A 21,090-nucleotide genomic window follows, 5' to 3' on the forward strand; every position below is an offset into this window, starting at 1 on the left:
GCCACTTGCGCTGGCGCAACTTCTCCCGCCCCCGTGATTGTTGCGCCGGCGCAACTCACAGAACCGCGTGAAATCCATCGCAAGCCGCATTAACGATAAGCCGGCATCGCATCCCAAGCCCGCCCATCGCGAACGGATGAGTCGCGAGGGCTGATTCACGATTCCGCGCGCGACTGACCACCGGTCAAGTCGCGCGCGTGCCCGGCGTGTCGCGGGCTGCCGACGGCCGCCAGGGGAATCTCGACGATCGCCACGCGTGCGGGGTTGAGATGGACATCTTCCCCGCCATTGTCATCGGTGAACGAGACCATGCCGCAGCCTGGCGTCCAGACCTCAAGTTCCCCGGCGAAGGAGGCCAGCGGACGGCAATCGGGATCGCCGTCTTCGATTTCCCCCGGGTCGTCCGCATCGACGACAAATTCCACCACGGCGCGGTCAGAGGTGAAATGGACCCGCAACGCGCCGCGGCCTTCGGGACGTTCCTCGAGATCATCCTGGTTCTCGAAACGGGCCCCGTCGACAGCGCTGTCCCACAGCAGATGGATGGACTGCACGGCCGCCAGGCGGACGCAGACGATCTGGTAGCGCGAATCGAAACAGAAGAAGTTCTCGAAGCCGCGGTCACCCAGGGCTCTTTCGAGGCGCCGCTTGCACGTTGCTGCGATCGGGTAGTCGCACGGCTCTCGGCCTGGCAGGCGGATTCTGGCGGTCCAGTACACAGCGCCGTCGATGGCGGCGTGGTCCAACGGGTAGGCCGGTTGGGACTGGGGCGGGCTCTTCCCGGTCTGCGGCGTTCGTCTGTGGTTGTGCATCGGGAGCTCCATTTGCTGCGCGCATGGCGGGAGACTGCCCGCTTGAGCGCAGGGAACCCGTGGGCACGCCGGGTGCCAGCCCGCTCGCAACTGCCGGAAACCGCGCTGTGGACGCCGCGGGAGTGGAGCTTCGGTCTGGCGGCCGCCATGGGCCGGGGGTGGATTGTGTCGCCAGCGCGGGACGCGTTGGGCCGAAGTGGATAGACCGATTGACGGCGGCAGTTGCGCCGGCGCAAGTCTTCAAGCCACCGTGATTCTTGCGCCGGCGCAAGTCATAGGACTGCACAAAATCCCCAATGGCATCAATCAGGTGCTGATTCACGGAGTGCGACTATTCCCGCCCCCGCACCAACATCCCCCCGCTGATCCCCAGCACCACCGCCGCATGCAGGAACGCCACCATCGGTGTCCACATCAATCGCGATTCGCCGTGCTGCGAGATCACCATCGCCAATGGCAGGGCACAGAGGGCCAGCAGGAGCCAGCCGGTGACGCGCGGCGCACGTCGCGCAAGAAAAGCGAGCCCCGCGAGACCTGCGGCCGCCAGTAGAACGAATCCCGCAGCCGCTGTCGTCCTCTCGGCAAAGGATCCCGTCAGGACGATCGAAATCGACGCGGCAGTGAGCACCGATGCACCCAGCAGCAGCCGGAACGTGCCGGCGCGAGCGCCCCAGTATTGGAGCAGATAGCTGACGGCGAAGACCTCGACCAACAGCTTGCGTGGCGTCTCGCCACTGAAGGCCGCACTCACGTTCGGCCCGAGGCGCCCGGCGAAGAGCAGGACAGCCACCGCCAACAACGCATGAAACCCGGCGCGACGCGTCACGCCCATCGTCCATTCATCCGCATCCTTCAACCAGCCGATCTCGCGCAGCACCGACGGCAGGAACACCGCCAGGGCGAACGCGACCTCGAGGCGCGGATAGAGCCAGGTGCCGGCCAGGGCCACCACGCCGATGCCGAACGCGATCGCGTCGATCGACGGCAAGCGCCTGGGGGTCTCACGCGTCATCATCGTCATCCCCTCCCTCGACGAGCTCGAACAGGTCGGTGACGGGCATGCCCAGGGCGTCGGCCAGCGTGAACGCGAGCAGGGCCGAGGGCACGTACTTGCCCTTCTCGATGGCCAGGATGGTCTGGCGGCGCACACCGACGGCGGCGGCCAGGTCTTCCTGGGTCAAATCGAGGCGGGCGCGGTGCTGTTTCAGGTGGTTGGTGAGTTTCATGGGGTTGAATGTACGCTATAGCGCACTTTTTGTCAATGGTGAATGACATTTTGGCCGCGCGCGGCCTCGGCGCTCTTAAGCCCAAGTTGTGGCAAGGTTTACGCTGCCATTCGCCGTCAGGTCGATTACCGTGTCGCTTTCATAAGACAGAGGGAGAGCGAGCATGAAGAAGCAGACCCCCGAATCGGCCGCCCCGGCTTCGCAGTTGATCGACGAGCGCATCGAGGAACTGGGTGACTGGCGCGGCGATCTGCTCGCCCGCCTGCGCGCCGTGATCCGCGCGGCCGACCCCGCCATCGTCTAGGAGTGGAAGTGGCGCGTGCCGGTGTGGTCGCGCGACGGCATCATCTGCACGGGTGAGGCCTACAAGAGCACCGTGAAGCTGACCTTCGCCAAGGGTGCGGCGCTGAAGGACCCGAAGGGCCTCTTCAATTCCAGCCTCGAAGGCAACACGCGGCGCGCGATCGACTATCGTGAAGGCGACAAGGTGAACGAGGCCGCGCTGAAGACGCTCGTGCGCGGCGGCGGCCCTGAACGCGAAGGCTTGATGAACGTGCGTGGCGCCGCAACCATCCTCACATTGGCCGCACTGCTGGCGCTCCCGCCCGCCACCGCGCACGCCGCCTCGCCGTTCCCCTACAACCTGCGCACCGGCCGCGAGGCCGCGCTCGCCGCCACCGGCACCAGCCTCCTGCTCACCAGCCTGATCCTCGCGCACGACAACACGCCGCTCACGCCGGCGGAGCTGGCCGCGCTCGATGTCGCAGCGTTGCCGTCGATCGACCGCGCCGCCACCCGCCGCTGGTCGCCCGGCGCGGCGAAGGCCAGCGATCGCCTCGTGACGACACTCACCATCGCGCCGCTCGCCGTTGCTGCGGTCGGTCCCGGTCGCGAGCGCGGCGGCCGCGTGGCGCTCATGTATGCCGAGACGATGCTCCTCTCGGGCGGCGCCACGGCGCTGCTCAAGCACGCTGTCGCGCGGCCGCGGCCGTTCACGTACAACGACGACGCGCGCATCGACCCGGCGCTGCGCCTGTCGGGCATGGCGCGGCGCTCGTTTCCTTCGGGCCACACGGCGCAGTCGTTCGCGGCGATGGTCTTCCTTGCCACGGTGCACGGGAAGCTGCAGCCGCGCGGTGAGGGCTGGGTCTGGGCGGGATGCCTGGGCGCGGCGGCCACCGTGGGCTGGCTGCGTTACGAGGCGGGGTACCACTTCCCGACCGACATCCTGGCGGGCGCGGCGATCGGCGCCACGGCGGGATGGCTGGTGCCGCATCTGCATGAGCTCGCTGATGACGGCACAACCGCCGCGCCGGTGGAAGGCGCGCGCATCGGCGTCGGCTTCGGGTTCTGATTCACCTCGCGCAGGGAGTTTCACCCCCACGAGAATTCGAACCGGAGGATGACCATGTTCCTGATGCTCCTGTTGATGCTGCTCGTCGCCCAGGCTCCGGTTGCCGCCGCGGCGCCTGCGACACAACTTGACGCCGCCACCTCCCAATCGACCGCAACCCTGGAGACGACCATGACCGCCACCGGCGCCTTCGACGTGAAGATGATTCCCCAACCCGCCGACGGCGAAGCCGCCGGCCCGTTCGGCCGCCTGCTGCTCGACAAACAGTACCACGGCGCGCTCACGGCCGTCAGCCGCGGCCAGATGATGGCCTTCCAGTCGGCGACCGAGGGATCGGCGGGGTACGTGGCGCTGGAGCAGGTCACCGGCACCCTCGACGGGCGCCGCGGCAGCTTCGTGCTGCAGCACGAGGGGCTCATGACGCGCGGTACGCCCACCCGCCTGCAAGTGACCGTGGTGCCGGACTCGGGGACCGACGAACTGGCAGGACTGGCCGGCGAACTGGACATCATCTTCGCCGAGGATGGCCATCGCTACGAGTTGAGGTACACGCTGGAGCGGCCGTAGCGCCTGGCGGGGCCCCGTGGCGGCGTTGGTGGCGTGCGCGCATTCACCGCCCTTGCCCCGGGGCCCGCTTCTGGCTAGCCTGCCGGGATGCAACACACAGCGCTCGGCATCCTCAACACCACCTACGGTTACCCCGCCTTCCGCGGCCACCAGGCCGCGGTCATCGACCACCTGACAGCGGGCGGCGACGCCCTGCTGCTCATGCCCACCGGCGGCGGCAAGTCGGTGTGCTACCAGATCCCGTCGCTGCTGCGCGAGGGCACCGGCATCATCGTCTCGCCCCTGATCGCGCTGATGCAGGACCAGGTCGGCGCCGTGACGCAACTGGGCCTGAAGGCCGCATTCCTCAACTCGACATTGTCGATGAGGGAAGCCGCGGACGTCGAGCGCCGGCTGCTGGGCGGCGACATCGAACTGCTCTACATCGCCCCCGAGCGGCTGCTGCAGCCGCGCACCCTCGAACTGCTCGACAAGGCCGCCATCGCGCTGTTCGCGATCGACGAGGCGCACTGCGTCTCCCAGTGGGGACACGACTTCCGTCCCGAGTACCTGCAGTTGTCGGTCCTGGCCGAGCGCTACCCGGGCGTGCCGCGCCTGGCCTGCACCGCCACGGCCGACGAGCGCACGCGCGCCGAGATTCTCACCAACCTGCGGCTGGAAGGCGGCCGCGTGTATGTGGGCGGTTTCGATCGCCCCAACATCCGCTATCGCGTGGTGCCGAAGGACGAGCCGCGCAAGCAACTGCTCAAGTTCCTGCGCGACGAGCACGCCGGCGACGCCGGCATCGTATACTGCCTGGCCCGCAAGAAGACGGAGGAGACGGCCGCGTTCCTGGTTCAGAACGGCATCCCCGCCGTGCCGTACCACGCCGGGCTCGACGCCGCGGTGCGCCGTCGCCATCAGGAGCGCTTCCTCAACGAGGACGGCCTGGTCGTCTGCGCGACCATCGCGTTCGGCATGGGCATCGACAAGCCCGACGTGCGCTTCGTCGCGCACCTCGACCTGCCCAAGAGCGTGGAGGGCTACTACCAGGAGACCGGTCGCGCCGGCCGCGACGGACTGCCGGCCAACGCCTGGCTCTGCTACGGCCTGCAGGACGTGGTGATGCTGCGCAAGCTGGTCGACGACGGCGAAGGTGACGAGATGCATCGCCGCCGCGCCTCGCAACAACTCGACGCGATGCTCGGCTACTGCGAAGTCACAGCCTGCCGCCGCCAGCGCCTGCTGGCCCACTTCGGCGAAGTGATGCCCGAGCCGTGCGGCAACTGCGACACCTGCCTGTGGCCGCCCGAGACGTTCGACGCCACCGTCGTCGCACAGAAGGCTCTGTCGTGCGTCGCCCGCACCGGCCAGCGCTTCGGCGCGCAACACATCATCGAGGTGCTGCGCGGCGGCGCCGCCGAACGCGTGCTGCGCCTGGGCCACGACAAGCTGTCGACCTACGGCATCGGCAACGAACTGGACGCCTTCGGCTGGCGCAGCGTCATCCGCCAGCTGGTGGCCGGCGGCTACCTGGCGCTCGACCCCGAGGGCTACGGCGGCCTGCGCCTGACGTCGGCGGCGGGCCCGGTGCTGCGGGGCGAGCAGCCGCTGCACCTGCGGCGCGATGTGTTGCAACGCGCGACTGCCGGCGCAGGTCGCGGCGCCGCCCGCAAAGCCCGCCGCGCCGAACTGGCCCTGGCGGCCGATTTCGACGACGCGGTGGAGCCGGATGCCGCCACCACCCTGCTTTTCGAGCGCCTGCGCACGCTCCGCAAGCGCCTGGCGTCGGAAGCGGGCGTGCCGCCGTATGTCATCTTCCATGACAAGACGCTGGCCGAAATGGCGCGCCGGCGGCCGACTTCGGAGGCGGCGTTGCTCGGCATCAACGGGGTGGGGCAGGCCAAGCTGGAGAGGTATGGGGAGGCGTTCTTGGCGGAGATGAGGGTGGAGGAGGGGTGAGGGCTTAACGCGCGCCCGGGACTTGGCCCCGTGGAATCTCTTTTGATATGGAGTCACTTGCGCCGGCGCAAGTTTCACGATTTGGCGATTGTTGCGCCGGCGCAAGTGGGCTGGTCGCGCTTCAACGCAACATCCCCACTTCGCTCCGTGCCGGCCAAGCCCGACTTGAAGTGCACATACAAAGTATTTACAATGTTATCAGACAGGATTGCGAACCGGGCCAGCATGGAGCCAACTGATATGCGCAAGACCTACGATTTCTCGAAGGGCAGCAAGAACCCCTACGCCGCCCGACTCAAGAAGACCCAGGTCACCATCCGGCTGGATGAGGTCACCGTCACCTGGTTCAAGGCACTTGCCGAGGAAATCGGTATCCCGTACCAGACCCTTATCAACCTCTACCTGCGCGACTGTGCGGCGAACGAGCGTCGGCTGAATCTCGAATGGAAGCCGAAAAGGTAATTCGGCGGATGCAGCGCGTATCCTCATGCTAATTATGGAGCTAGCGTCCACCTGGCTGGGCGCGGCAAAAGTGCCACAGCTTGTGGCACTATTTGGATAGGTGCCGCTTCGCGCCTGCCCGATGTGGCCATTCCCCCGCTTCAACGATTTGTTAGGCACACGGCATCCGTACACCCCGCGTGATACGGCATGTCCCGTCCCCCAGGCCACCAGCCGACCGAGCCCCGCCGTCCGGCCACGCCGCAGCGACGGGCCGCTCACGACCATACGGAGAAGCGAGATGGTGAACTCCGCAAAGAACAGGATCTGCCTCTGGTACGACGGCGACGCCGAGGAAGCCGCACGGTTCTACGCCAGGACCTTCCCCGACTCGTCCGTGGGCGCGGTGATGCGCGCACCGGGCGACTATCCGTCGGGCAAGCAGGGCGACGTGCTGACCGTCGAGTTCACGGTGATGGGCATTCCCTGCCTCGGGCTCAACGGCGGACCCGCGTTCCAGCACAGCGAAGCGTTCTCGTTTCAGGTCGCCACCGTCGACCAGGCCGAGACCGATCGCTACTGGAACGCGATCATCGGCAACGACGGCCAGGAGAGCGCCTGCGGCTGGTGCAAGGACAAGTGGGGGGTGTCGTGGCAGATCACGCCGATCGCCCTGACGCAAGGCGTCACCGATCCCGATGCCGCCGTGGCCGGGCGCGTGTTCGAGGCGATGATGGGGATGACGAAGATCGATGTCGCCGCCATCGAGGCGGCGCGACGCGGGTCGTGAAGCCCGGGACTTGTGAAGCCCGCGACTTGCGCCGGCGCAACTCTCACGACGAAGTGATCGTTGCGCCGCCGCCTGCCTCGTCTCGCGACTTGCGCCGGCGCAAGTGGGCGGCCCGTCGCTCGCCCTATCGCCGCTTCAGCGCCCCGAACCGCGCCCACACCCCGCAATGGTCCGATCCCCACACGCCGGCCGGCGACGGCGCGCCCAGCACCACGCGCGCCGCGGTCGGCACCAGCTGCTCACCGTTGCAGAACAGGTAGTCGATGCGCCGCGGCGTCGTGCCCGTGGCCGGGCCGAACGTCGCGGCGGCGGGCAGCACCAGGCCCGGGTGCACGGTCGCCAGCACGTCGGTGAAGCGCTCGAACATGGGCGCCAGTTCGAGCCGGTCGGGTTCGGCGTTGAAGTCGCCGCCGATGAGAAGCGCAGCGTCAGGGGCCGTCAGCACGCGTCGCATCGACGAACGCCATCAATCCGGCAATCTGCTCGGCGCGGATCTCCGCACCCTCTCCCGTGTGGTGCAGGTGCGTGACATAGGTCTCAAGTGACCGCCCGTCCGGCAGCGCGAGCCGCGCGCGTGCGCCGCCACGCGGTAGTCGTCGAGCGGTGGCAGCTTCACCTCGTGCTGCGCCACGATCGGCAGCCGCGTGAGGATCGCATTGCCGTAGCGCTTGGCCCCGCCCACCGGGTCCACCGACGTGAACACGAACACGCAACCCAGGCTGTCCGCCAGTTGCTGCGCCTGGTTGGGCAGCCCTTCCTTCTCGAGCACTTCCTGCAGGAAGATGACGTCGGGCGCCAACGCGCGCAGCGTGTCGACGATGACGGTGCTCCGCGCCGGCCAGTTCTGCTGGTCGTGCCAGAGGTTGAGCGTGACGGCGGTGAAACCGTTTGCAGGGGCGGGGACTTGCGCCGGCGCAAGTGCGGCCGCCGTCGCGGCGACAAGCAGGATCGCCACTGCTGCGATCGATGATGTGCGCATGAGCCAGCTTCCTTCGTTGGTCGCGATCACGCCTCTTCCACCGGCACCGCGTTGTCAGCGGCGGCCGCATACCGCGACCGCCGCTGGCACCAGAGAATCCAGCCGAGGCCGGCCACGGTGCTGACGACGCTCATCGCCGGCGGCATCTTCAGGCCGAACAGGCTGACGACGACCGGCAGGATCAGCAGGAAGAAGCCGCGGTTGGCCGACCGCGGGATCACGGTGAACCGGTGCGCGATGATCTCCACGAGGAACGTGATCACCGCGGTCGCCAGGACCGGCATCGCCAGGACGACTTCACCTTTCAGGAAATCGGTCATGCATCCATTCCCTTCAAATGTACTGCGGGCAGCCGTCGTGAATTGCGCCGGCGCAACTCTCACGATCCCGTGACTTGCGCCGCGCCAGCGCGCTATTCCAGCGCGGCCAGCGCCTCATCCACCGTCACAACCTTGGCATACGTGCGGTCCAGCGTCGCGAGCGTGGCAGCGTGCACGTGCGCTGCCGGCACCGTCGTGTCGCCGGACTTCAGGTCGCGCGTGGCGCAGGCGTCGCCGACGACGAGCACCTCGTAGCCAAGATCGCTCGCCGCACGCGTGGCCGCCTCGACGCACATGTGCGTCTGCATGCCGCACAGCACCAGCCGCTTGATGCCGGCCTCCTGCAGCATCGCCTGCAGGCCGGTGTTCAGGAACGCGTTGACCTCGTCCTTCATGACGATCTTCTCGCCCTCGCGCGGCATCACGTCGGCGTGGAAGCCGCGCCCGGCCTTCGCGTTGTGGCCCACGTGGATGACTGCCTTGCCCGCCGCGCGTGCTTTCTCGAGCAGGCGCGCCGCGTTGGCGCCGGCCGCTTCGGGCGCGCTCAGCGGCAGCGCGCCGCCGGGATAGTAGAAGTCCTGGATGTCGATGATGAGCAGCGCGGTCGCGGGAGCTTCCGCGGCGGCGGTCTCGGCCGCCCGCGCCGGCTGGGCGGCGGCCAGCGCGAAGCCCAGCGTCAGCGAAGTGACGAGGCTCGTCGTGAGCGTGACAGCCGTGATCACGGCAAGGGCCCTGGCACTCCTGCGCAGTGCGGCGGCGATTGAGGTTGTGTTGCGCATTGCGTGGACCTTTCGTTTGTCAGTTCCCGAAACCGACGGCGAGTCCCAGGCGGACATCGTCGTTCGCAAGCCGCCAGCTTGTGCGGCGCGCGGTCGCGCCCGACAGTTCGCGCATCCACCTGAGGCTGGCGGAATATTCGGCCAACACGTGGATATCGCCGACAATGCGGAACTCGGCCCCGACCACGGCGCTGACGCCGATCGCGAGGGAACGATTGAGGTTGGTTTCGACGTCGTCGTCGTATTCCTGCCAGTACTCGTAGTACTTGTACCTGACCAAAGGGCCGAGCCCCCAGTAGTCCGCCACGCCGTCGTCACCGACGCGGCGCCGGATACGCTCGGCGCGTACCATCAGGTCGAATTCTGTTCTGCCATCCTCATCCCTGTCGCTCGTACGAAGATTCGGCTGGAGAAGCCAGCGCCAACCGCGCCCGGTATCGTCGAGGCGGCGCCAGGCAATCGCGCTGCCTTCCAGTGGTTGCACCCTGAAATTGGGCCCAATCATGACGAGGAGCGCCGACCCGACGCCGCTCCTGCCGGCAGTCCCGGTCGTGGCGGCGGCATCATCGTCGCCGCGGCGCGCAACGAGCATCATGCGTACGCTCGGCTGGGTGAGGTACCATTCGCGATATTCATCCGGGAAACCCTCGTTGTAGGCAAACCGATGGTAGACGACGCCGAGTCCGGACTCCAATGCCAGTGCCGCATTGCGGCTGAGCGTGTATTCGACGCCCACGTTGGTGCGCCATTCGAAGTCCAGGCCGGATGAACCATATCCGGCCCGGAAATCAGTCTGCAGGCCGGTTGCCCAGTAGGGACGCACGTGGCCGCGCGGTTCATGACGACGCAGGTACTGCAGCAGCAGCGTGGCATCGTAGGTGCCCCTGGGCTCGGATTCGAGGTCATTGTAGGTGTCCTTGCGGAGATCGCCGCTCAGCCTCGTGCCCAGGCGCAGTCCGTGGCCGTCGTTGAACATGTGACGCCACATGAACCCGTTGACGTTCAGTCCGCTGATGCCGTCGAGGCCATTGACGGTGAACTCCAGCGCCTGCCAGGAGTCGTCCTGCGCGGCCTGGTCTTCGTCGGATCCAGGGTCGTCGCTGCCCCAGGGGTACACCGTGACGAAGGTCGCCAGCGTCGAGAGCCCGTTGAAGGAGCCCACTTCCGGGATGTAGGCCATGTTCACGTCGACGGCGTGCAGCCTCACCGTCACCAGCGGGTACGGCGTCAGCACCGGGTAGCCGTCGTTGAGCGACGGCGACACGGCGTCGATCATCTGCGCGCCCACCCACACGCCGCCGATCAGCCGCACCCGGGCACCCAGCGACAAGTGCCAGTTCGCATGCCCGTACGAGTCCTGGTACACGCCCAGGTTCCCGTTCAGGGCGCCGCGCTTCGTCTGGGCGAATGTCCACTGCAGGCCGGCCCCGGGATTGAACTCGCGCAATCCCGAACCCTCATACGCATTCAGATGGTGCGAGAACCCGAACACGTTCACCGCCATCTCGGCCCGCGCCGCGCCCGGCGCCGCCAGTGCGGCACAGCCCACGACCAGGGTGAGACACACGTTGAATCGATGCAGGTTCCTGGAAAGCACGGAGATGGCCATCGGATACATCTTTTGCGCATGCGTTCGGGAATCGTTCCTGGCGCCAGCCCAGGCAGTGCCGCTGCTGATGGTACCCTGCAACTGCCGTACGATGCAAGATAGAGAGCCCCGCCCAACCCCCACGGTTGCTTCAACGCGCCATCGGCCCTAGTCTTGGGCGGTCCCGAGCCGGGAGAATCGATCCCCGAGCGCACCCCGCATCCCCGGAGATGGCATGGACCTCCTTTTGTGGCTGAAAGCGGCGATCCTCGGGCTGGTCGAAGGCGCGACCGAGTTCATCCCGGTTTCGTCGACCGGGCACCTGATCCTCACGCAGAGCCTCCTGAATTTCACGGGGCCCACGGCCAATGCGTTCCTCATCTTCATCCAGCTGGGGGCCATCCTGGCGGTGGTCTGGCTGTACTGGCGCAAGTTCCTCGACCTGCTGCTCAACTTCTGGAAGCCCGGCAAGGCGCGGCAGCTGGTGCTGAACCTCGTGATCGCCACCATTCCGGCGGTGGTGATCGGGCTGCCGACCGACGACTGGATCGAGGCGCGCCTGTTCAAGCCGCTGCCGGTGGCCCTGGCGCTGGTGGTCGGCGGTATCGCCATCCTCATCATCGAGAAGCGGAAGCACACCGTGAAGGTGGCGAGCCTGGATGACATCCCCCTGAAGCTGGCGCTGGGGGTGGGGCTCATCCAGGTGTTGTCGATCCTGTGGCCGGGGGTGTCGCGGTCGGGGGCGACGATCATGGGCGGGCTGGTGCTGGGGCTGTCGCGGACGGCAGCGACCGAGTTCTCGTTCTTCCTGGCGGTGCCGGCCATGCTCGGGGCCTCGGCCCTGAAGTTATATGGTGTGCGCGACCAGCTCGGTGCGGGCGACCTGCCGGTGTTCGCGATCGGGTTCCTGGTGGCGTTCGTGTCGGCGTTGCTGGTCATCAAGGGGTTGCTGGCGTTCGTGGCGCGGCGGAGTTTCGTGCCGTTCGCCTGGTACCGGATCGTGGTTGGCGTAGCTGTGGCGGCCGCGTTTGCGTTCGGAGTGGGGCGTTGAACGAAAAGCTGCTTGCCCACGTCCGTTTGTGGACTATTTTAGTCGCGCTGGTTGTCTCTGTCGTCGCATTTTTTGCGATTTCGTTCGCATTTGCCCTCGGAATTTTCCTTACAGCCCTGTGGGCCGCTGCCGGCCTGCTGGTGCTCGAGCGCCTGCTGCGCGCAGCGGTGCTGCCGCCGGGTAAGGCCCGCAACGGGTTTGCGATCGCCCTCTGGGGTGCCGCAAAAATCGCAGTTTACGGCGTCGCGGTATGGGTGCTATTTTCCCGTCCGCTTCCAGCACTGAGCCACGCCGTGGGGTTCACTTTAATGATGGTCGTCCTGGTGGTCCTCGGGGCACAGGCCCGCTCCGCCGAGATCCGACTGTCCTCCCGACGGGAAAACGATGCACCGACTGAAAGTTGAACGCGTCGCCCTCCTGGCCCTCCTGCTCGGAGCGGCCCTGCTGGCGCCCGGGTACGCCCTCGCCGCGGATGAACACGGCCATTCGGCGCCGGCCACGGCCACGGCCACGGAGCAGCACGAGGCGGCCCCCGCCGAGGCGCACCAGGCGTCGCCGGCCGAGGCGCCCGCCACCGACCATGCCCACGGCGAGCCGGCTGAGTCCGGGCACGCGGCCACCGAACATCCGGCCACCGACGGCCACGCCGTCGATGCGGCCCACGGCACGACCGACGCGCACGGCGCCGACGCCACGCACGGCGACGCGGCCGCGCACGGCGGCGGTCACGGCGGCGGCATGCCGCACCTGCCGAGTGCCATCACGTTCATCTCGAAGTGGGTGCCGCAGCCGGTGGGCGAGAAGCTCGACGCGCTGAAGGATCCCATCTTCTCGTTGTTCATGGCGGCGATCATCGCCGCTTTTTTCATCTCGCTGTCGGGCAAGCTGAATGCGCGCCACCCGGGCCGCGCGCAGATGGCCGCCGAGCTGATCTTCGGCGGGCTGTATTCGCTGTTCGCGACGATCATTGGGAGCACCGCGCGGCGCTACACGCCGTTCCTCGGTTCGATGTTCGTGTTCATCCTCTGCAACAACCTGTTCGGCCTGATCCCGCTGGGTCACTCGTCGACCAGCAGCTTCGCCAACACCACCTTCGCGCTGGGCATGATGACGTTCCTGTACGTCCAGGGCATCGCGCTGAAGGAGAACGGCATCGGCGGGTACCTGCACCACATGGCGGGCTCGCCGAAGACGAAGATGGACTGGGGCTTCTCGCTGCTGCTGTTCCCGCTGCACCTGCTGGGCGAGCTGATCAAGCCCGTCTCGCTGTCGCTGCGTCTGTTCGGCAACATCTTCGGCGAGGACACGCTCGTGGCCACGATGGTGCTGCTGGGCGCGGGCATCAGCTTCTCGCTCAGCGGGCAGAACCCGTGGGTGCCGGGACTGCCGCTGCAGTTCCCGTTCTATTTCCTGGGCCTGCTGTCGTGCACCATCCAGGCGCTGGTGTTCACGCTGCTGGCGACGGTCTACATCGCGCTGTGGCTGCCCCACGGGCACCACGGTGACGAGCACGGCGAAGGCCACCACGCCCACTAGGGCGCGGGCCTCAGCCAAGAGAACTTCGGGCGTCGGGCCCGGAATTCCGGATCGATGGCGATCCGGGACCACCGCGGGGCAACCCGCGTAAAGTGAAGACGCGCGCACGCGTTAAGGAGGAACAATGGACGGCAACATTCTCGGACTGGCTCTTCCCCTCGGGCTGGGTATGGCGGCGATCGGTTCGGGCCTCGGCCTGGGCAAGGCGATCGAGGGCGGCATGAACGCCATGGGCCGGCAGCCGGAAGCCATCGGCCAGATCCAGACGGCCATGATCATCGGTTGCGCCTTCATCGAGGCTCTGACGATCTACGCCCTGATCGCGACCATCCTCCTGATGGGCAAGCTGGGCTGATGACGGCTTCGGCCGAAGACCCTGGGCCGGTTTCTGCGTGCGCGGCAGTGATCGCGGGGGGCGGCTTCGCCGCCCCTCCAAGCCGCGGCGGCGTGCGTGAGAGAAGGTCGACCGGAAGGTACCCATCATGGATTTCGTGACACCAAACATCACCAATCTGCTGACCACGGCGGTCGGCTTCATCCTCTTCGTGTGGGTGTTGGCCAAGTTCGCCTGGGGGCCGATCCTCAACCTGCTGGACGCCCGGCGCCAGAAGATCGAGGGCGACTACACGGCGGCCGAGAAGAATCTCGCCGACTCCGAGCAGTTGAAGGGTGAGTTCGAGAGCAAGCTCGCCGACATCAAGTCCATCGAGCGCGAGCGCGTGCAGGAAGCGGTCAAGCGCGGTGAAGGCATCGCCGACGGCATCGTGCACAAGGCGCACGCCGACGCCGCGTCCACCGTGGCGAAGGCCGAGCAGGACATCGAGGTCGAGGCCCACAAGGCCCAGTTGCAGCTGCGCGACTCGGTGGTGGCCATGGCGATCGGTGCGGCCGAGAAGGTCATCGGCACCAAGATGGACGATGCGATGCACCGCAAGCTGATCACCGACTACATCGACGAGCTGGACAAGACCGGGAGCGGAGCCTGATGCGCGACCGCAGGGTAGCCGGACGTTACGCGGAGGCGCTGCTGCGCACGGCCAAGCCGGCGGGAACGCTGGTCGCGTGCGCCGAGTCGTACGCGGGCGTGCTCGAGGTCATGGCGGCCAGCCGTGAGCTGGTCATCTTCCTCGACAGTCCGCAGGTGCGCGAGCAGGAGAAGAAGGAAGTCCTGAAGAAGGTCTTCGGGCCGCACCTGGAACCGGTGCTGCTGGACTTCTTCAACCTGCTGCTCGACCGCAACCGCATCGAGCTGTTGCGCGACATCGGCACCGTGTTCGCCGAACTGGTCGAGGCCGACCAGGGCCTGGTGCGGGTGGGCGTGGTCACGGCCATCGCGCTGCCGGCCGACCTGGAGACGAAGCTGCGCGACAAGCTGGCACACGTGACGGGCAAGTCCGTCATCCTGGATAAGAAGGTCGATCCGGCGGTCATCGGCGGGGTGCGCGTCACCCTGGGCGATCGCGTCATCGACGGCACGGTGCGCACGAACCTGGACCGCCTGCGCAAGACGCTGGCCACTGCCCAGGTGCGGGGTTGACGACCCGTCACGCGGGATTCAACGAGGAGACCGGAAGTGAAACTGAGGCCTGAAGAGATCAGCTCTGTCCTGGCGCAGGAGCTGAAGAACTACGACCGCAACCTCGGCGTCGAGAGTGTCGGCACGATCCTGCAGGTGGGCGATGGTATCGCGCGCGTGTACGGTCTGCAGGACGTCATGGCCGGCGAGATGGTCGAGTTCCCCGGGGATATCTTCGGCATCGTGCTGAACCTCGAAGAGGATTCCGTCGGTGTCGCCATCATGGGCCCGGACACCAAGATCAAGGAAGGCGACACGGTCAAGCGCACCGGCACCATCGCCTCGGTGCCCGTGGGCGACGGCGTCATCGGCCGCGTGCTGAACGCCGTGGGCCAGCCGCTCGACGGCGAAGGCCCCGTGCCCTCCACGCAGACCCGTAACATCGAGCTGAAGGCGCCCGGCGTGACGGCGCGCCAGCCGGTGAAGCAGCCCCTGGCGACCGGCCTGAAGGCCGTCGATTCGATGATCCCGATCGGCCGCGGCCAGCGCGAGCTGATCATCGGCGACCGCGGCACCGGCAAGACCGCCATCGCGATCGACACGATCATCAATCAGAAGGGCAAGGGCGTTTACTGCTTCTACGTGGCCATCGGCCAGAAGCAGTCGACCGTCGCTTCCGTGCACAACAAGCTCAAGGCGCATGGCGCGATGGCCTACACGACCATCATCGCCGCCAACGCCTCCGACCCGGCCCCGATGCTCTACCTGGCGCCGTACACCGGCGTGACCATGGCCGAGCACCAGATGTGGGCGGGCAAGGACACCCTCGTGGTGTACGACGATCTCTCGAAGCAGGCCAACGCGTACCGCCAGATGTCGCTGCTGCTGCGCCGTCCGCCCGGCCGCGAAGCCTACCCGGGCGACGTGTTCTACCTGCACAGCCGCCTCCTGGAGCGCGCAGTGAAGCTGTCCGACGAGAACGGCGGCGGCTCGCTGACGGCGCTGCCGATCATCGAGACGCAGGCCTCGGACGTGTCGGCCTACATCCCGACGAACGTGATCTCGATCACCGACGGCCAGATCTTCCTGGAGAACGACCTGTTCTACCAGGGCATCCGGCCCGCCATCAACGTCGGTATCTCCGTTTCGCGCGTGGGCGGCTCGGCGCAGACCAAGGCGATGAAGAAGGTCGCCGGTTCGCTGCGCCTGGACCTGGCGCAGTACCGCGAGCTGGCCGCGTTCGCGCAGTTCGGCTCGGACCTCGACAAGGCCACGCAGCGTCAGCTGACGCGCGGCGAGCGCATGGTCGAGATCCTCAAGCAGGACCAGTACGTGCCCATGCCGACCGAGAAGCAGGTGGCGATCATCTTCGCCGCGAGCAAGGGCTACCTCGACACGGTGCCGCTGGACCAGTTGAAGGTGTGGGAGCGCGACTTCCACCTGTTCCTGGAGCAGAAGCACTCGGCGGTGCTGCAGGCCATCTCGACCACGGGCAAGCTGGAAGACGACACGGTCGAGCACCTGACGGCGGCCATCAAGGAATTCATCGCGAGTCGTGGCTAGGACTCGCAGGCGCGCGTAAGCGGGAGGTCACCGGTGGCTGGTGCCGGGGTCAAGCTACTGAACAAGCGGATCCGCTCGGTGCGGAGCACGCAGCAGATCACCAAGGCCATGAAAATGGTCGCGGCGGCGAAGCTGGCGCGTTCCCAGGGGCGGATGCTGGCGGCGCGTCCCTATTCGCGCAAGCTGACCGAGCTGATGCAGCAGTTGGCGGGCAAGGCGGAGATCGCCCATCCGCTGTTCGAGGTGCGTCCGGTGCACAAGCGCCTGTACGTGATCATCACCTCGGACAAGGGACTGTGCGGTTCGTACAACACGAACCTGCTGAAGGTGGCGCACAAGGCCGTCGACGCCTCCATCAAGAGCGGGGTCGAGACCGCGGTCTACACCATCGGCCGCAAGGGCGCCGAGTACTTCCGCAAGCGGGGCTACACGGTGTTCCACGCGCACACCGACTTCGCCGGCGACATGAGCGCCGACCGCGGCCGGCTCGTGGGCGACAAGGTCGTGGGCTCGTTCACCGACGGCTCGTTCGACGAAGTGCGGGTGGTCTACGCGCAGTTCGTCTCGACCATGACGCAGCGCCCGGTCGACGTGGCGCTGCTGCCGATCGCTCCCGAGGCCGCGGCCGAGGGCGTGAAGGTGCCGGTGCGGGGCGGCGCGGCTGTCGCTGCCGCACCCAAGGCCGAGCAGGACTACATCTGGGAACCGAGCCAGGAAGAGCTGTTCGCAGTGCTGCTGCCGCTCTACCTGCGCAACCGGGTCTTCATGACGCTGAGTGAGGCGTTCACGAGCGAACATGCGGCACGCATGACCTCGATGAACGCCGCGACCGAGAACGCAGGCGAGATGATCGGCGCGCTGACACTGCGGCGCAATCGTGAGCGCCAGGCCGCCATCACGAGCGAGCTGCTCGATATCGTCGGCGGCGCGAACGCGCTCTAGTACAGGTTGATCAAGCAGGGGCGGGGCATTCGCCCCGCGGGCGACAGGCAAAGCCAAGGAGACTGCACATGGCCGGGAACTACGGGAAGGTCCAGCAGGTCATCGGGCCCACGGTGGACCTCGAGTTCGATTCGGATCACCTGCCGGAGATCCTCAACGCGATCCACATCGTCGATGAGGCCAAGGGCATCGACCTGATCACCGAGGTTGCCCAGCATATCGGCAACAACGTGGTCCGGACGATCGCCATGGACTCGACCGACGGCCTGGTCCGCGGCATGAAGGGTCTGGACACCGGCAAGGCGATCTCGGTGCCCGTGGGCAAGCAGTGCCTGGGCCGCCTGTTCAACCTGCTGGGCAAGACCCTCGACAACGAGGGCGCGCTGCCCGAGCCGGACAAGCGCTCGCCGATCCACGCGGCGCCCCCGACCCTGACCAACCAGGGCGAGGCGAACGAGATCTTCGAGACCGGCATCAAGGTCGTCGACCTGCTCGCGCCCTACGTGAAGGGCGGCAAGATCGGCCTCTTCGGCGGCGCCGGCGTGGGCAAGACGGTTATCGTGCAGGAGCTGATCCACGCCATCGCCACGCAGCACGGCGGCTACTCCGTGTTCTGCGGCGTGGGCGAGCGCACGCGTGAAGGCAACGACCTCTGGCTGGAGATGAAGGAGTCCGGGGTCATCAAGAACACCGCCCTGGTCTTCGGCCAGATGAACGAGCCGCCCGGCGCGCGTCTCCGCGTGGCGCTGTCCGGCCTGACCATGGCCGAGCACTTCCGCGACGAGATGAACCAGGACGTGCTCCTGTTCATCGACAACATCTTCCGCTTCACGCAGGCGGGCTCCGAGGTGTCGGCGCTTCTGGGCCGCATGCCGTCGGCCGTGGGTTACCAGCCCACGCTCGCCACCGAGATGGGCCAGCTGCAGGAGCGCATCACTTCGACGCGCAGCGGTTCGATCACCTCGGTGCAGGCCATCTACGTGCCCGCCGACGACTTGACCGACCCGGCGCCCGCCACCGCGTTCAGCCACCTGGACGCCACGACGGTGCTCTCGCGCCAGATCGCCGAGCTGGGCATCTACCCGGCCGTGGATCCGCTGGACTCCACCAGCCGCATCCTGCAGCCGGGCACCATCGGCGAAGTGCACTACAACCTGGCCCGCCAGGTGCAGACGATCCTGCAGCGCTACAAGGATCTGCAGGACATCATCGCCATCCTGGGCATGGACGAGCTCTCGGACGAGGACAAGATCGCGGTGGCCCGCGCCCGCAAGATCCAGAAGTTCTTCTCGCAGCCGTTCTTCGTGGCCGAGGCGTTCACCGGCAAGGCCGGCCGCTACGTCAAGCTGGAGGACACGATCCGTTCGTTCCAGGGCCTCGTTGCGGGCGAGTACGACCACATCCCCGAGCAGTGCTTCTACATGTGCGGCGCCATCGAGGAAGTGCTCGAGAACTACGAGAAGATGCAGGCGGAAGGCTAAACGATGGCCAGGAGCTTCAAGGTCATCATCGTCACCCCCGATCGCACCGCCTTCGAGGGCGAGGCGGTCTCCGCCACCTTCCCGGGTTCGGCCGGCTATCTCGGCGTGTGGGCCAACCACGCACCGCTGGTCGCCGCCGTCCTGCCCGGCCTGGTGACGCTGCGGCTCGACGATGCCGGCAACGAACAGAAGCTGGCCGTGGGCGCCGGCTTCCTCGAGATCTCCGACAACGTGGTCAACCTCATGACCGACACCTGCGAACTGTCGAGCGAGATCGACGTGGCCCGCGCGCAAAAGGCCCTCGAACGCGCGCGGGCACGGCTGACCTCGATGGATTTGGACCTCGATCGCGAACGGGCGCGTCTGGCGCAGTCGCGGGCGCAGGCACGGATCAAGGCGGCGGGGCGCGGGGCGCGGTAGGCGCGCGGCGCATGCGGTTGAATGGTGGATGCGGCCGGCTCCCGTTGGGGGCCGGCCGCCTTTTTTCGTTCCAGGGGTTCGCGCCTTGACCCGAGCCTGCGCCCGAGACCCCACGGCTTCGGCCACGGCCCGTATTGACGCCAAGAGGAGTAAAATGGTATGCTTTGGGCTCCTCCGGAAAGACGGGCCCTGAAGGTCCGCCACCCGGGACCACGCAGCGATGGAGAGATGAACATGCGACGAATGATCAGCCTGTGCGCCCTGGTCGTGATGTCGGTCGTGGGCGTGGCTGCGGCGTCCACGGAGAATCTGCTCCCGGTCCGGGAAGGCGCATCGATCCCGGCGCCGCAGGCGCCGCGCGCCCAGCCGCCGCTGGATATCACGGGGGGCAAACTCCTCCCGGTGGGCGATGGCTCCATGCCTGTAGCGCGTCCCGAGCCGGCCCCGCACGCGGTCGAGTCGACCGTCGGCCAACTCCCGGTCGACGAGGCGGCGGGCTCCGGTCGCCAAAGCTCAGACAAGTCGGGCGCCGCGCCCCAGGTGATGGACGACCATTTCACCGTACAGGCCGGCTCGACGCTCGCAATCGCCGCCGCTGCGGGCTTCCTGGTCAACGACTACGATCCCGAGGGCGATGCCGTGATAGCCACGGCGATCTCGCACTTTGTCGATAACGGTTCCCTGTCGGCGTTCACCGATGGCAGCTTCAACTACACCCCGGTCGCGGGATTCACCGGCTACGACTACTTCGACTACCAGGTCACCGATGGCACCAACAACGCGGAGATCGGCAGGGTCCACTTCCACGTGGTGGCCACCGACCGGCCGCCCCTGGCGCTGGGCGAAGCCTACGCCGTCGCCATGAATGCACCGTTGGCGATCGCGGCTGCGGCAGGCTTCCTGGTCAATGACTTCGACCCCGACGGCGACGCCGTTGCGGCGATCACGATCCCCGACGATGTCGATTACGGCACCTTGTCTGCCTATACCGACGGCCAGTTCACCTACACTCCCAACCCGAACTTCACGGGAACCGACAGCTTCAGCTATCAGATCTCGGCCAACGGCCTGAGCGCCATCGCCACGGTCACGTTGACCGTGTACGAACCCAACCGGGCTCCGATTGCCACCGCGGACTACTATTACGCGCCGATCAGCGGCTCGATCGCCATTCCCGCCGCGGCGGGCCTGTTCCGGAACGACCTCGATCCGGATGGCGATGTGTTCTTCGCGACCATCATCTCCGACCTCGTCGATTACGGCACGCTGTTGGCGTACACGGACGGCCACTTCAGCTACACGCCCACGCCCGGCTATTCCGGCATCGACCGGTTCACCTACCAGATCGGGGACGTCAACGGCGCATCGGCGTCCGCCACGGTGACGATCTTCGTCGGCGTCACTTCGGATCCGGCCTCGCCGGTTCCCCTGCCGCCCGCCGATGGCCAGCGGTTCGGCATGAGCCTGCCGACACCGAACCCCTTCAACCCGACCACGCGGATCGATTTCCGGGTCGACGGCACGGCCCGCACGGCCATGCGCGTGTTCGACCTGCGCGGGGCCCTGGTCCGGACCCTCGTGGATGAGGACCTTCCGGCCGGCGATCACACGGTCCAGTGGGACGGCAGGGACGATCAGGGCGTGGAGATGGCGAGCGGGGCCTACTTCGTCGCCCTGGTGAGCGGGTCGGATCTCACGAGCCGGAAGATTGCGCTCGTGAAGTAAGGTCGCCGGGGTCGTCCGTTTCCCTCCATGGCCGACTCCCCGCGCCCGCGCTACCATGT

General features: G+C 67.1%; 24 protein-coding genes and 1 pseudogene. 17 read left to right on the forward strand and 8 right to left on the reverse strand.

Going from position 1 to position 21,090, the window contains the following annotated elements:
- Positions 1 to 155: 155 nt before the first annotated feature.
- From IPG61_19365 to IPG61_19375, 3 genes are all read right to left on the reverse strand, one after another.
- The gene (locus tag IPG61_19365; protein MBK6736182.1) at positions 156 to 812 is read right to left on the reverse strand and encodes a hypothetical protein; all 657 of its coding nucleotides are present in this window, start codon (positions 810 to 812) and stop codon (positions 156 to 158) included.
- Between the two features lie 331 nt (positions 813 to 1,143).
- Positions 1,144 to 1,827 (reverse strand): hypothetical protein, encoded by a 684-nt coding sequence (locus IPG61_19370; protein MBK6736183.1) that lies wholly within the window; start codon positions 1,825 to 1,827, stop codon positions 1,144 to 1,146.
- Positions 1,814 to 2,038 carry a helix-turn-helix transcriptional regulator gene (locus tag IPG61_19375; protein MBK6736184.1) on the reverse strand — a complete coding sequence of 75 codons (225 nt, stop codon included), beginning with the start codon at positions 2,036 to 2,038 and terminating at the stop codon, positions 1,814 to 1,816. The genes IPG61_19370 and IPG61_19375 overlap by 14 nt, the downstream gene beginning before the upstream one ends.
- A gap of 163 nt (positions 2,039 to 2,201) precedes the next feature.
- On the opposite strand from IPG61_19375, the pseudogene IPG61_19380 reads away from it, so the two are divergent.
- From IPG61_19380 to IPG61_19405, 6 genes and pseudogenes are all read left to right on the forward strand, one after another.
- Positions 2,202 to 2,558 (forward strand): annotated as a pseudogene (locus tag IPG61_19380) (DUF1801 domain-containing protein).
- A 27-nt stretch (positions 2,559 to 2,585) separates the two neighbouring features.
- Positions 2,586 to 3,392 (forward strand): phosphatase PAP2 family protein, encoded by an 807-nt coding sequence (locus tag IPG61_19385; GenBank protein ID MBK6736185.1) that lies wholly within the window; start codon positions 2,586 to 2,588, stop codon positions 3,390 to 3,392.
- Between the two features lie 171 nt (positions 3,393 to 3,563).
- Positions 3,564 to 3,959: a DUF3224 domain-containing protein gene (locus IPG61_19390; GenBank protein MBK6736186.1), complete on the forward strand. Its 396-nt coding sequence runs from the start codon at positions 3,564 to 3,566 to the stop codon at positions 3,957 to 3,959.
- A gap of 87 nt (positions 3,960 to 4,046) precedes the next feature.
- Positions 4,047 to 5,900, forward strand: a complete 1,854-nt coding sequence (recQ, locus tag IPG61_19395) for a DNA helicase RecQ (GenBank protein ID MBK6736187.1) — start codon at positions 4,047 to 4,049, stop codon at positions 5,898 to 5,900.
- A gap of 240 nt (positions 5,901 to 6,140) precedes the next feature.
- A complete protein-coding gene (locus tag IPG61_19400) occupies positions 6,141 to 6,362 on the forward strand; it encodes a BrnA antitoxin family protein (GenBank protein MBK6736188.1) in 222 nt (73 codons plus the stop codon).
- A 280-nt stretch (positions 6,363 to 6,642) separates the two neighbouring features.
- Positions 6,643 to 7,131, forward strand: coding sequence for a VOC family protein (locus IPG61_19405; protein MBK6736189.1), 489 nt, complete (start codon positions 6,643 to 6,645; stop codon positions 7,129 to 7,131).
- 124 nt (positions 7,132 to 7,255) lie between these two features.
- On the opposite strand, the gene IPG61_19410 is transcribed toward IPG61_19405, so the two are convergent.
- The 5 genes from IPG61_19410 to IPG61_19430 form a co-directional block, all read right to left on the reverse strand.
- Positions 7,256 to 7,585: an endonuclease/exonuclease/phosphatase family protein gene (locus IPG61_19410; protein ID MBK6736190.1), complete on the reverse strand. Its 330-nt coding sequence runs from the start codon at positions 7,583 to 7,585 to the stop codon at positions 7,256 to 7,258.
- 12 nt (positions 7,586 to 7,597) lie between these two features.
- Complete coding sequence (locus IPG61_19415) at positions 7,598 to 8,110, reverse strand: endonuclease/exonuclease/phosphatase family protein (protein MBK6736191.1); 513 nt, start codon at positions 8,108 to 8,110, stop codon at positions 7,598 to 7,600.
- 26 nt (positions 8,111 to 8,136) lie between these two features.
- Positions 8,137 to 8,430 carry a hypothetical protein gene (locus IPG61_19420; GenBank protein ID MBK6736192.1) on the reverse strand — a complete coding sequence of 98 codons (294 nt, stop codon included), beginning with the start codon at positions 8,428 to 8,430 and terminating at the stop codon, positions 8,137 to 8,139.
- A gap of 92 nt (positions 8,431 to 8,522) precedes the next feature.
- The gene (locus IPG61_19425) at positions 8,523 to 9,209 is read right to left on the reverse strand and encodes a cysteine hydrolase (GenBank protein ID MBK6736193.1); all 687 of its coding nucleotides are present in this window, start codon (positions 9,207 to 9,209) and stop codon (positions 8,523 to 8,525) included.
- Between the two features lie 19 nt (positions 9,210 to 9,228).
- Positions 9,229 to 10,818: a hypothetical protein gene (locus IPG61_19430; protein ID MBK6736194.1), complete on the reverse strand. Its 1,590-nt coding sequence runs from the start codon at positions 10,816 to 10,818 to the stop codon at positions 9,229 to 9,231.
- 214 nt (positions 10,819 to 11,032) lie between these two features.
- Between IPG61_19430 and IPG61_19435 the strand changes: the two genes are divergently transcribed.
- The 11 genes from IPG61_19435 (at position 11,033) to IPG61_19485 (ending at position 21,031) form a co-directional block, all read left to right on the forward strand.
- Positions 11,033 to 11,848: an undecaprenyl-diphosphate phosphatase gene (locus IPG61_19435; GenBank protein ID MBK6736195.1), complete on the forward strand. Its 816-nt coding sequence runs from the start codon at positions 11,033 to 11,035 to the stop codon at positions 11,846 to 11,848.
- Complete coding sequence (locus IPG61_19440) at positions 11,845 to 12,252, forward strand: hypothetical protein (GenBank protein ID MBK6736196.1); 408 nt, start codon at positions 11,845 to 11,847, stop codon at positions 12,250 to 12,252. Before IPG61_19435 ends, IPG61_19440 begins: the two co-directional genes overlap by 4 nt.
- The gene (gene atpB, locus IPG61_19445; protein ID MBK6736197.1) at positions 12,233 to 13,384 is read left to right on the forward strand and encodes a F0F1 ATP synthase subunit A; all 1,152 of its coding nucleotides are present in this window, start codon (positions 12,233 to 12,235) and stop codon (positions 13,382 to 13,384) included. Before IPG61_19440 ends, atpB begins: the two co-directional genes overlap by 20 nt.
- A gap of 124 nt (positions 13,385 to 13,508) precedes the next feature.
- On the forward strand, positions 13,509 to 13,739 hold the full coding sequence (locus tag IPG61_19450; GenBank protein MBK6736198.1) for an ATP synthase F0 subunit C: 231 nt from the start codon (positions 13,509 to 13,511) through the stop codon (positions 13,737 to 13,739).
- Between the two features lie 127 nt (positions 13,740 to 13,866).
- Complete coding sequence (atpF, locus tag IPG61_19455; GenBank protein MBK6736199.1) at positions 13,867 to 14,370, forward strand: F0F1 ATP synthase subunit B; 504 nt, start codon at positions 13,867 to 13,869, stop codon at positions 14,368 to 14,370.
- Entirely contained in the window at positions 14,370 to 14,921 is a 552-nt protein-coding gene (gene atpH / locus IPG61_19460; protein ID MBK6736200.1) for an ATP synthase F1 subunit delta, read from the forward strand. Before atpF ends, atpH begins: the two co-directional genes overlap by 1 nt.
- Positions 14,922 to 14,957: 36 nt before the next feature.
- Positions 14,958 to 16,463, forward strand: a complete 1,506-nt coding sequence (locus IPG61_19465; GenBank protein ID MBK6736201.1) for a F0F1 ATP synthase subunit alpha — start codon at positions 14,958 to 14,960, stop codon at positions 16,461 to 16,463.
- Positions 16,464 to 16,496: 33 nt separating this feature from the next.
- On the forward strand, positions 16,497 to 17,405 hold the full coding sequence (gene atpG / locus IPG61_19470) for an ATP synthase F1 subunit gamma (protein MBK6736202.1): 909 nt from the start codon (positions 16,497 to 16,499) through the stop codon (positions 17,403 to 17,405).
- A 68-nt stretch (positions 17,406 to 17,473) separates the two neighbouring features.
- Positions 17,474 to 18,886 (forward strand): F0F1 ATP synthase subunit beta, encoded by a 1,413-nt coding sequence (gene atpD, locus IPG61_19475; GenBank protein MBK6736203.1) that lies wholly within the window; start codon positions 17,474 to 17,476, stop codon positions 18,884 to 18,886.
- 3 nt (positions 18,887 to 18,889) lie between these two features.
- Positions 18,890 to 19,306 carry an ATP synthase F1 subunit epsilon gene (gene atpC / locus IPG61_19480; protein ID MBK6736204.1) on the forward strand — a complete coding sequence of 139 codons (417 nt, stop codon included), beginning with the start codon at positions 18,890 to 18,892 and terminating at the stop codon, positions 19,304 to 19,306.
- A 234-nt stretch (positions 19,307 to 19,540) separates the two neighbouring features.
- Complete coding sequence (locus IPG61_19485; GenBank protein MBK6736205.1) at positions 19,541 to 21,031, forward strand: tandem-95 repeat protein; 1,491 nt, start codon at positions 19,541 to 19,543, stop codon at positions 21,029 to 21,031.
- Positions 21,032 to 21,090: the final 59 nt, after the last annotated feature.

The organism is bacterium, from assembly GCA_016703265.1.
GTDB lineage: Bacteria > Krumholzibacteriota > Krumholzibacteriia > LZORAL124-64-63 > LZORAL124-64-63 > CAINDZ01.

Excerpts from the sequence above, each read along its gene's own strand:
- IPG61_19375 (MBK6736184.1), bottom strand. The coding sequence starts at position 2,038 with ATGAAACTCACCAACCACCTGAAACAGCACCGCGCCCGCCTCGATTTG.
- IPG61_19485 (MBK6736205.1), top strand. The coding sequence starts at position 19,541 with ATGCGACGAATGATCAGCCTGTGCGCCCTGGTCGTGATGTCGGTCGTG.
- IPG61_19405 (MBK6736189.1), top strand. The coding sequence starts at position 6,643 with ATGGTGAACTCCGCAAAGAACAGGATCTGCCTCTGGTACGACGGCGAC.
- IPG61_19415 (MBK6736191.1), bottom strand. The coding sequence starts at position 8,110 with ATGCGCACATCATCGATCGCAGCAGTGGCGATCCTGCTTGTCGCCGCG.
- IPG61_19430 (MBK6736194.1), bottom strand. The coding sequence starts at position 10,818 with ATGGCCATCTCCGTGCTTTCCAGGAACCTGCATCGATTCAACGTGTGT.
- IPG61_19370 (MBK6736183.1), bottom strand. The coding sequence starts at position 1,827 with ATGATGACGCGTGAGACCCCCAGGCGCTTGCCGTCGATCGACGCGATC.
- IPG61_19435 (MBK6736195.1), top strand. The coding sequence starts at position 11,033 with ATGGACCTCCTTTTGTGGCTGAAAGCGGCGATCCTCGGGCTGGTCGAA.
- IPG61_19420 (MBK6736192.1), bottom strand. The coding sequence starts at position 8,430 with ATGACCGATTTCCTGAAAGGTGAAGTCGTCCTGGCGATGCCGGTCCTG.
- atpB (MBK6736197.1), top strand. The coding sequence starts at position 12,233 with ATGCACCGACTGAAAGTTGAACGCGTCGCCCTCCTGGCCCTCCTGCTC.
- recQ (MBK6736187.1), top strand. The coding sequence starts at position 4,047 with ATGCAACACACAGCGCTCGGCATCCTCAACACCACCTACGGTTACCCC.
- atpF (MBK6736199.1), top strand. The coding sequence starts at position 13,867 with ATGGATTTCGTGACACCAAACATCACCAATCTGCTGACCACGGCGGTC.
- IPG61_19365 (MBK6736182.1), bottom strand. The coding sequence starts at position 812 with ATGCACAACCACAGACGAACGCCGCAGACCGGGAAGAGCCCGCCCCAG.
- IPG61_19425 (MBK6736193.1), bottom strand. The coding sequence starts at position 9,209 with ATGCGCAACACAACCTCAATCGCCGCCGCACTGCGCAGGAGTGCCAGG.
- atpC (MBK6736204.1), top strand. The coding sequence starts at position 18,890 with ATGGCCAGGAGCTTCAAGGTCATCATCGTCACCCCCGATCGCACCGCC.
- IPG61_19410 (MBK6736190.1), bottom strand. The coding sequence starts at position 7,585 with ATGCGACGCGTGCTGACGGCCCCTGACGCTGCGCTTCTCATCGGCGGC.
- IPG61_19450 (MBK6736198.1), top strand. The coding sequence starts at position 13,509 with ATGGACGGCAACATTCTCGGACTGGCTCTTCCCCTCGGGCTGGGTATG.
- atpH (MBK6736200.1), top strand. The coding sequence starts at position 14,370 with ATGCGCGACCGCAGGGTAGCCGGACGTTACGCGGAGGCGCTGCTGCGC.
- IPG61_19385 (MBK6736185.1), top strand. The coding sequence starts at position 2,586 with ATGAACGTGCGTGGCGCCGCAACCATCCTCACATTGGCCGCACTGCTG.
- IPG61_19400 (MBK6736188.1), top strand. The coding sequence starts at position 6,141 with ATGCGCAAGACCTACGATTTCTCGAAGGGCAGCAAGAACCCCTACGCC.
- IPG61_19390 (MBK6736186.1), top strand. The coding sequence starts at position 3,564 with ATGACCGCCACCGGCGCCTTCGACGTGAAGATGATTCCCCAACCCGCC.
- atpD (MBK6736203.1), top strand. The coding sequence starts at position 17,474 with ATGGCCGGGAACTACGGGAAGGTCCAGCAGGTCATCGGGCCCACGGTG.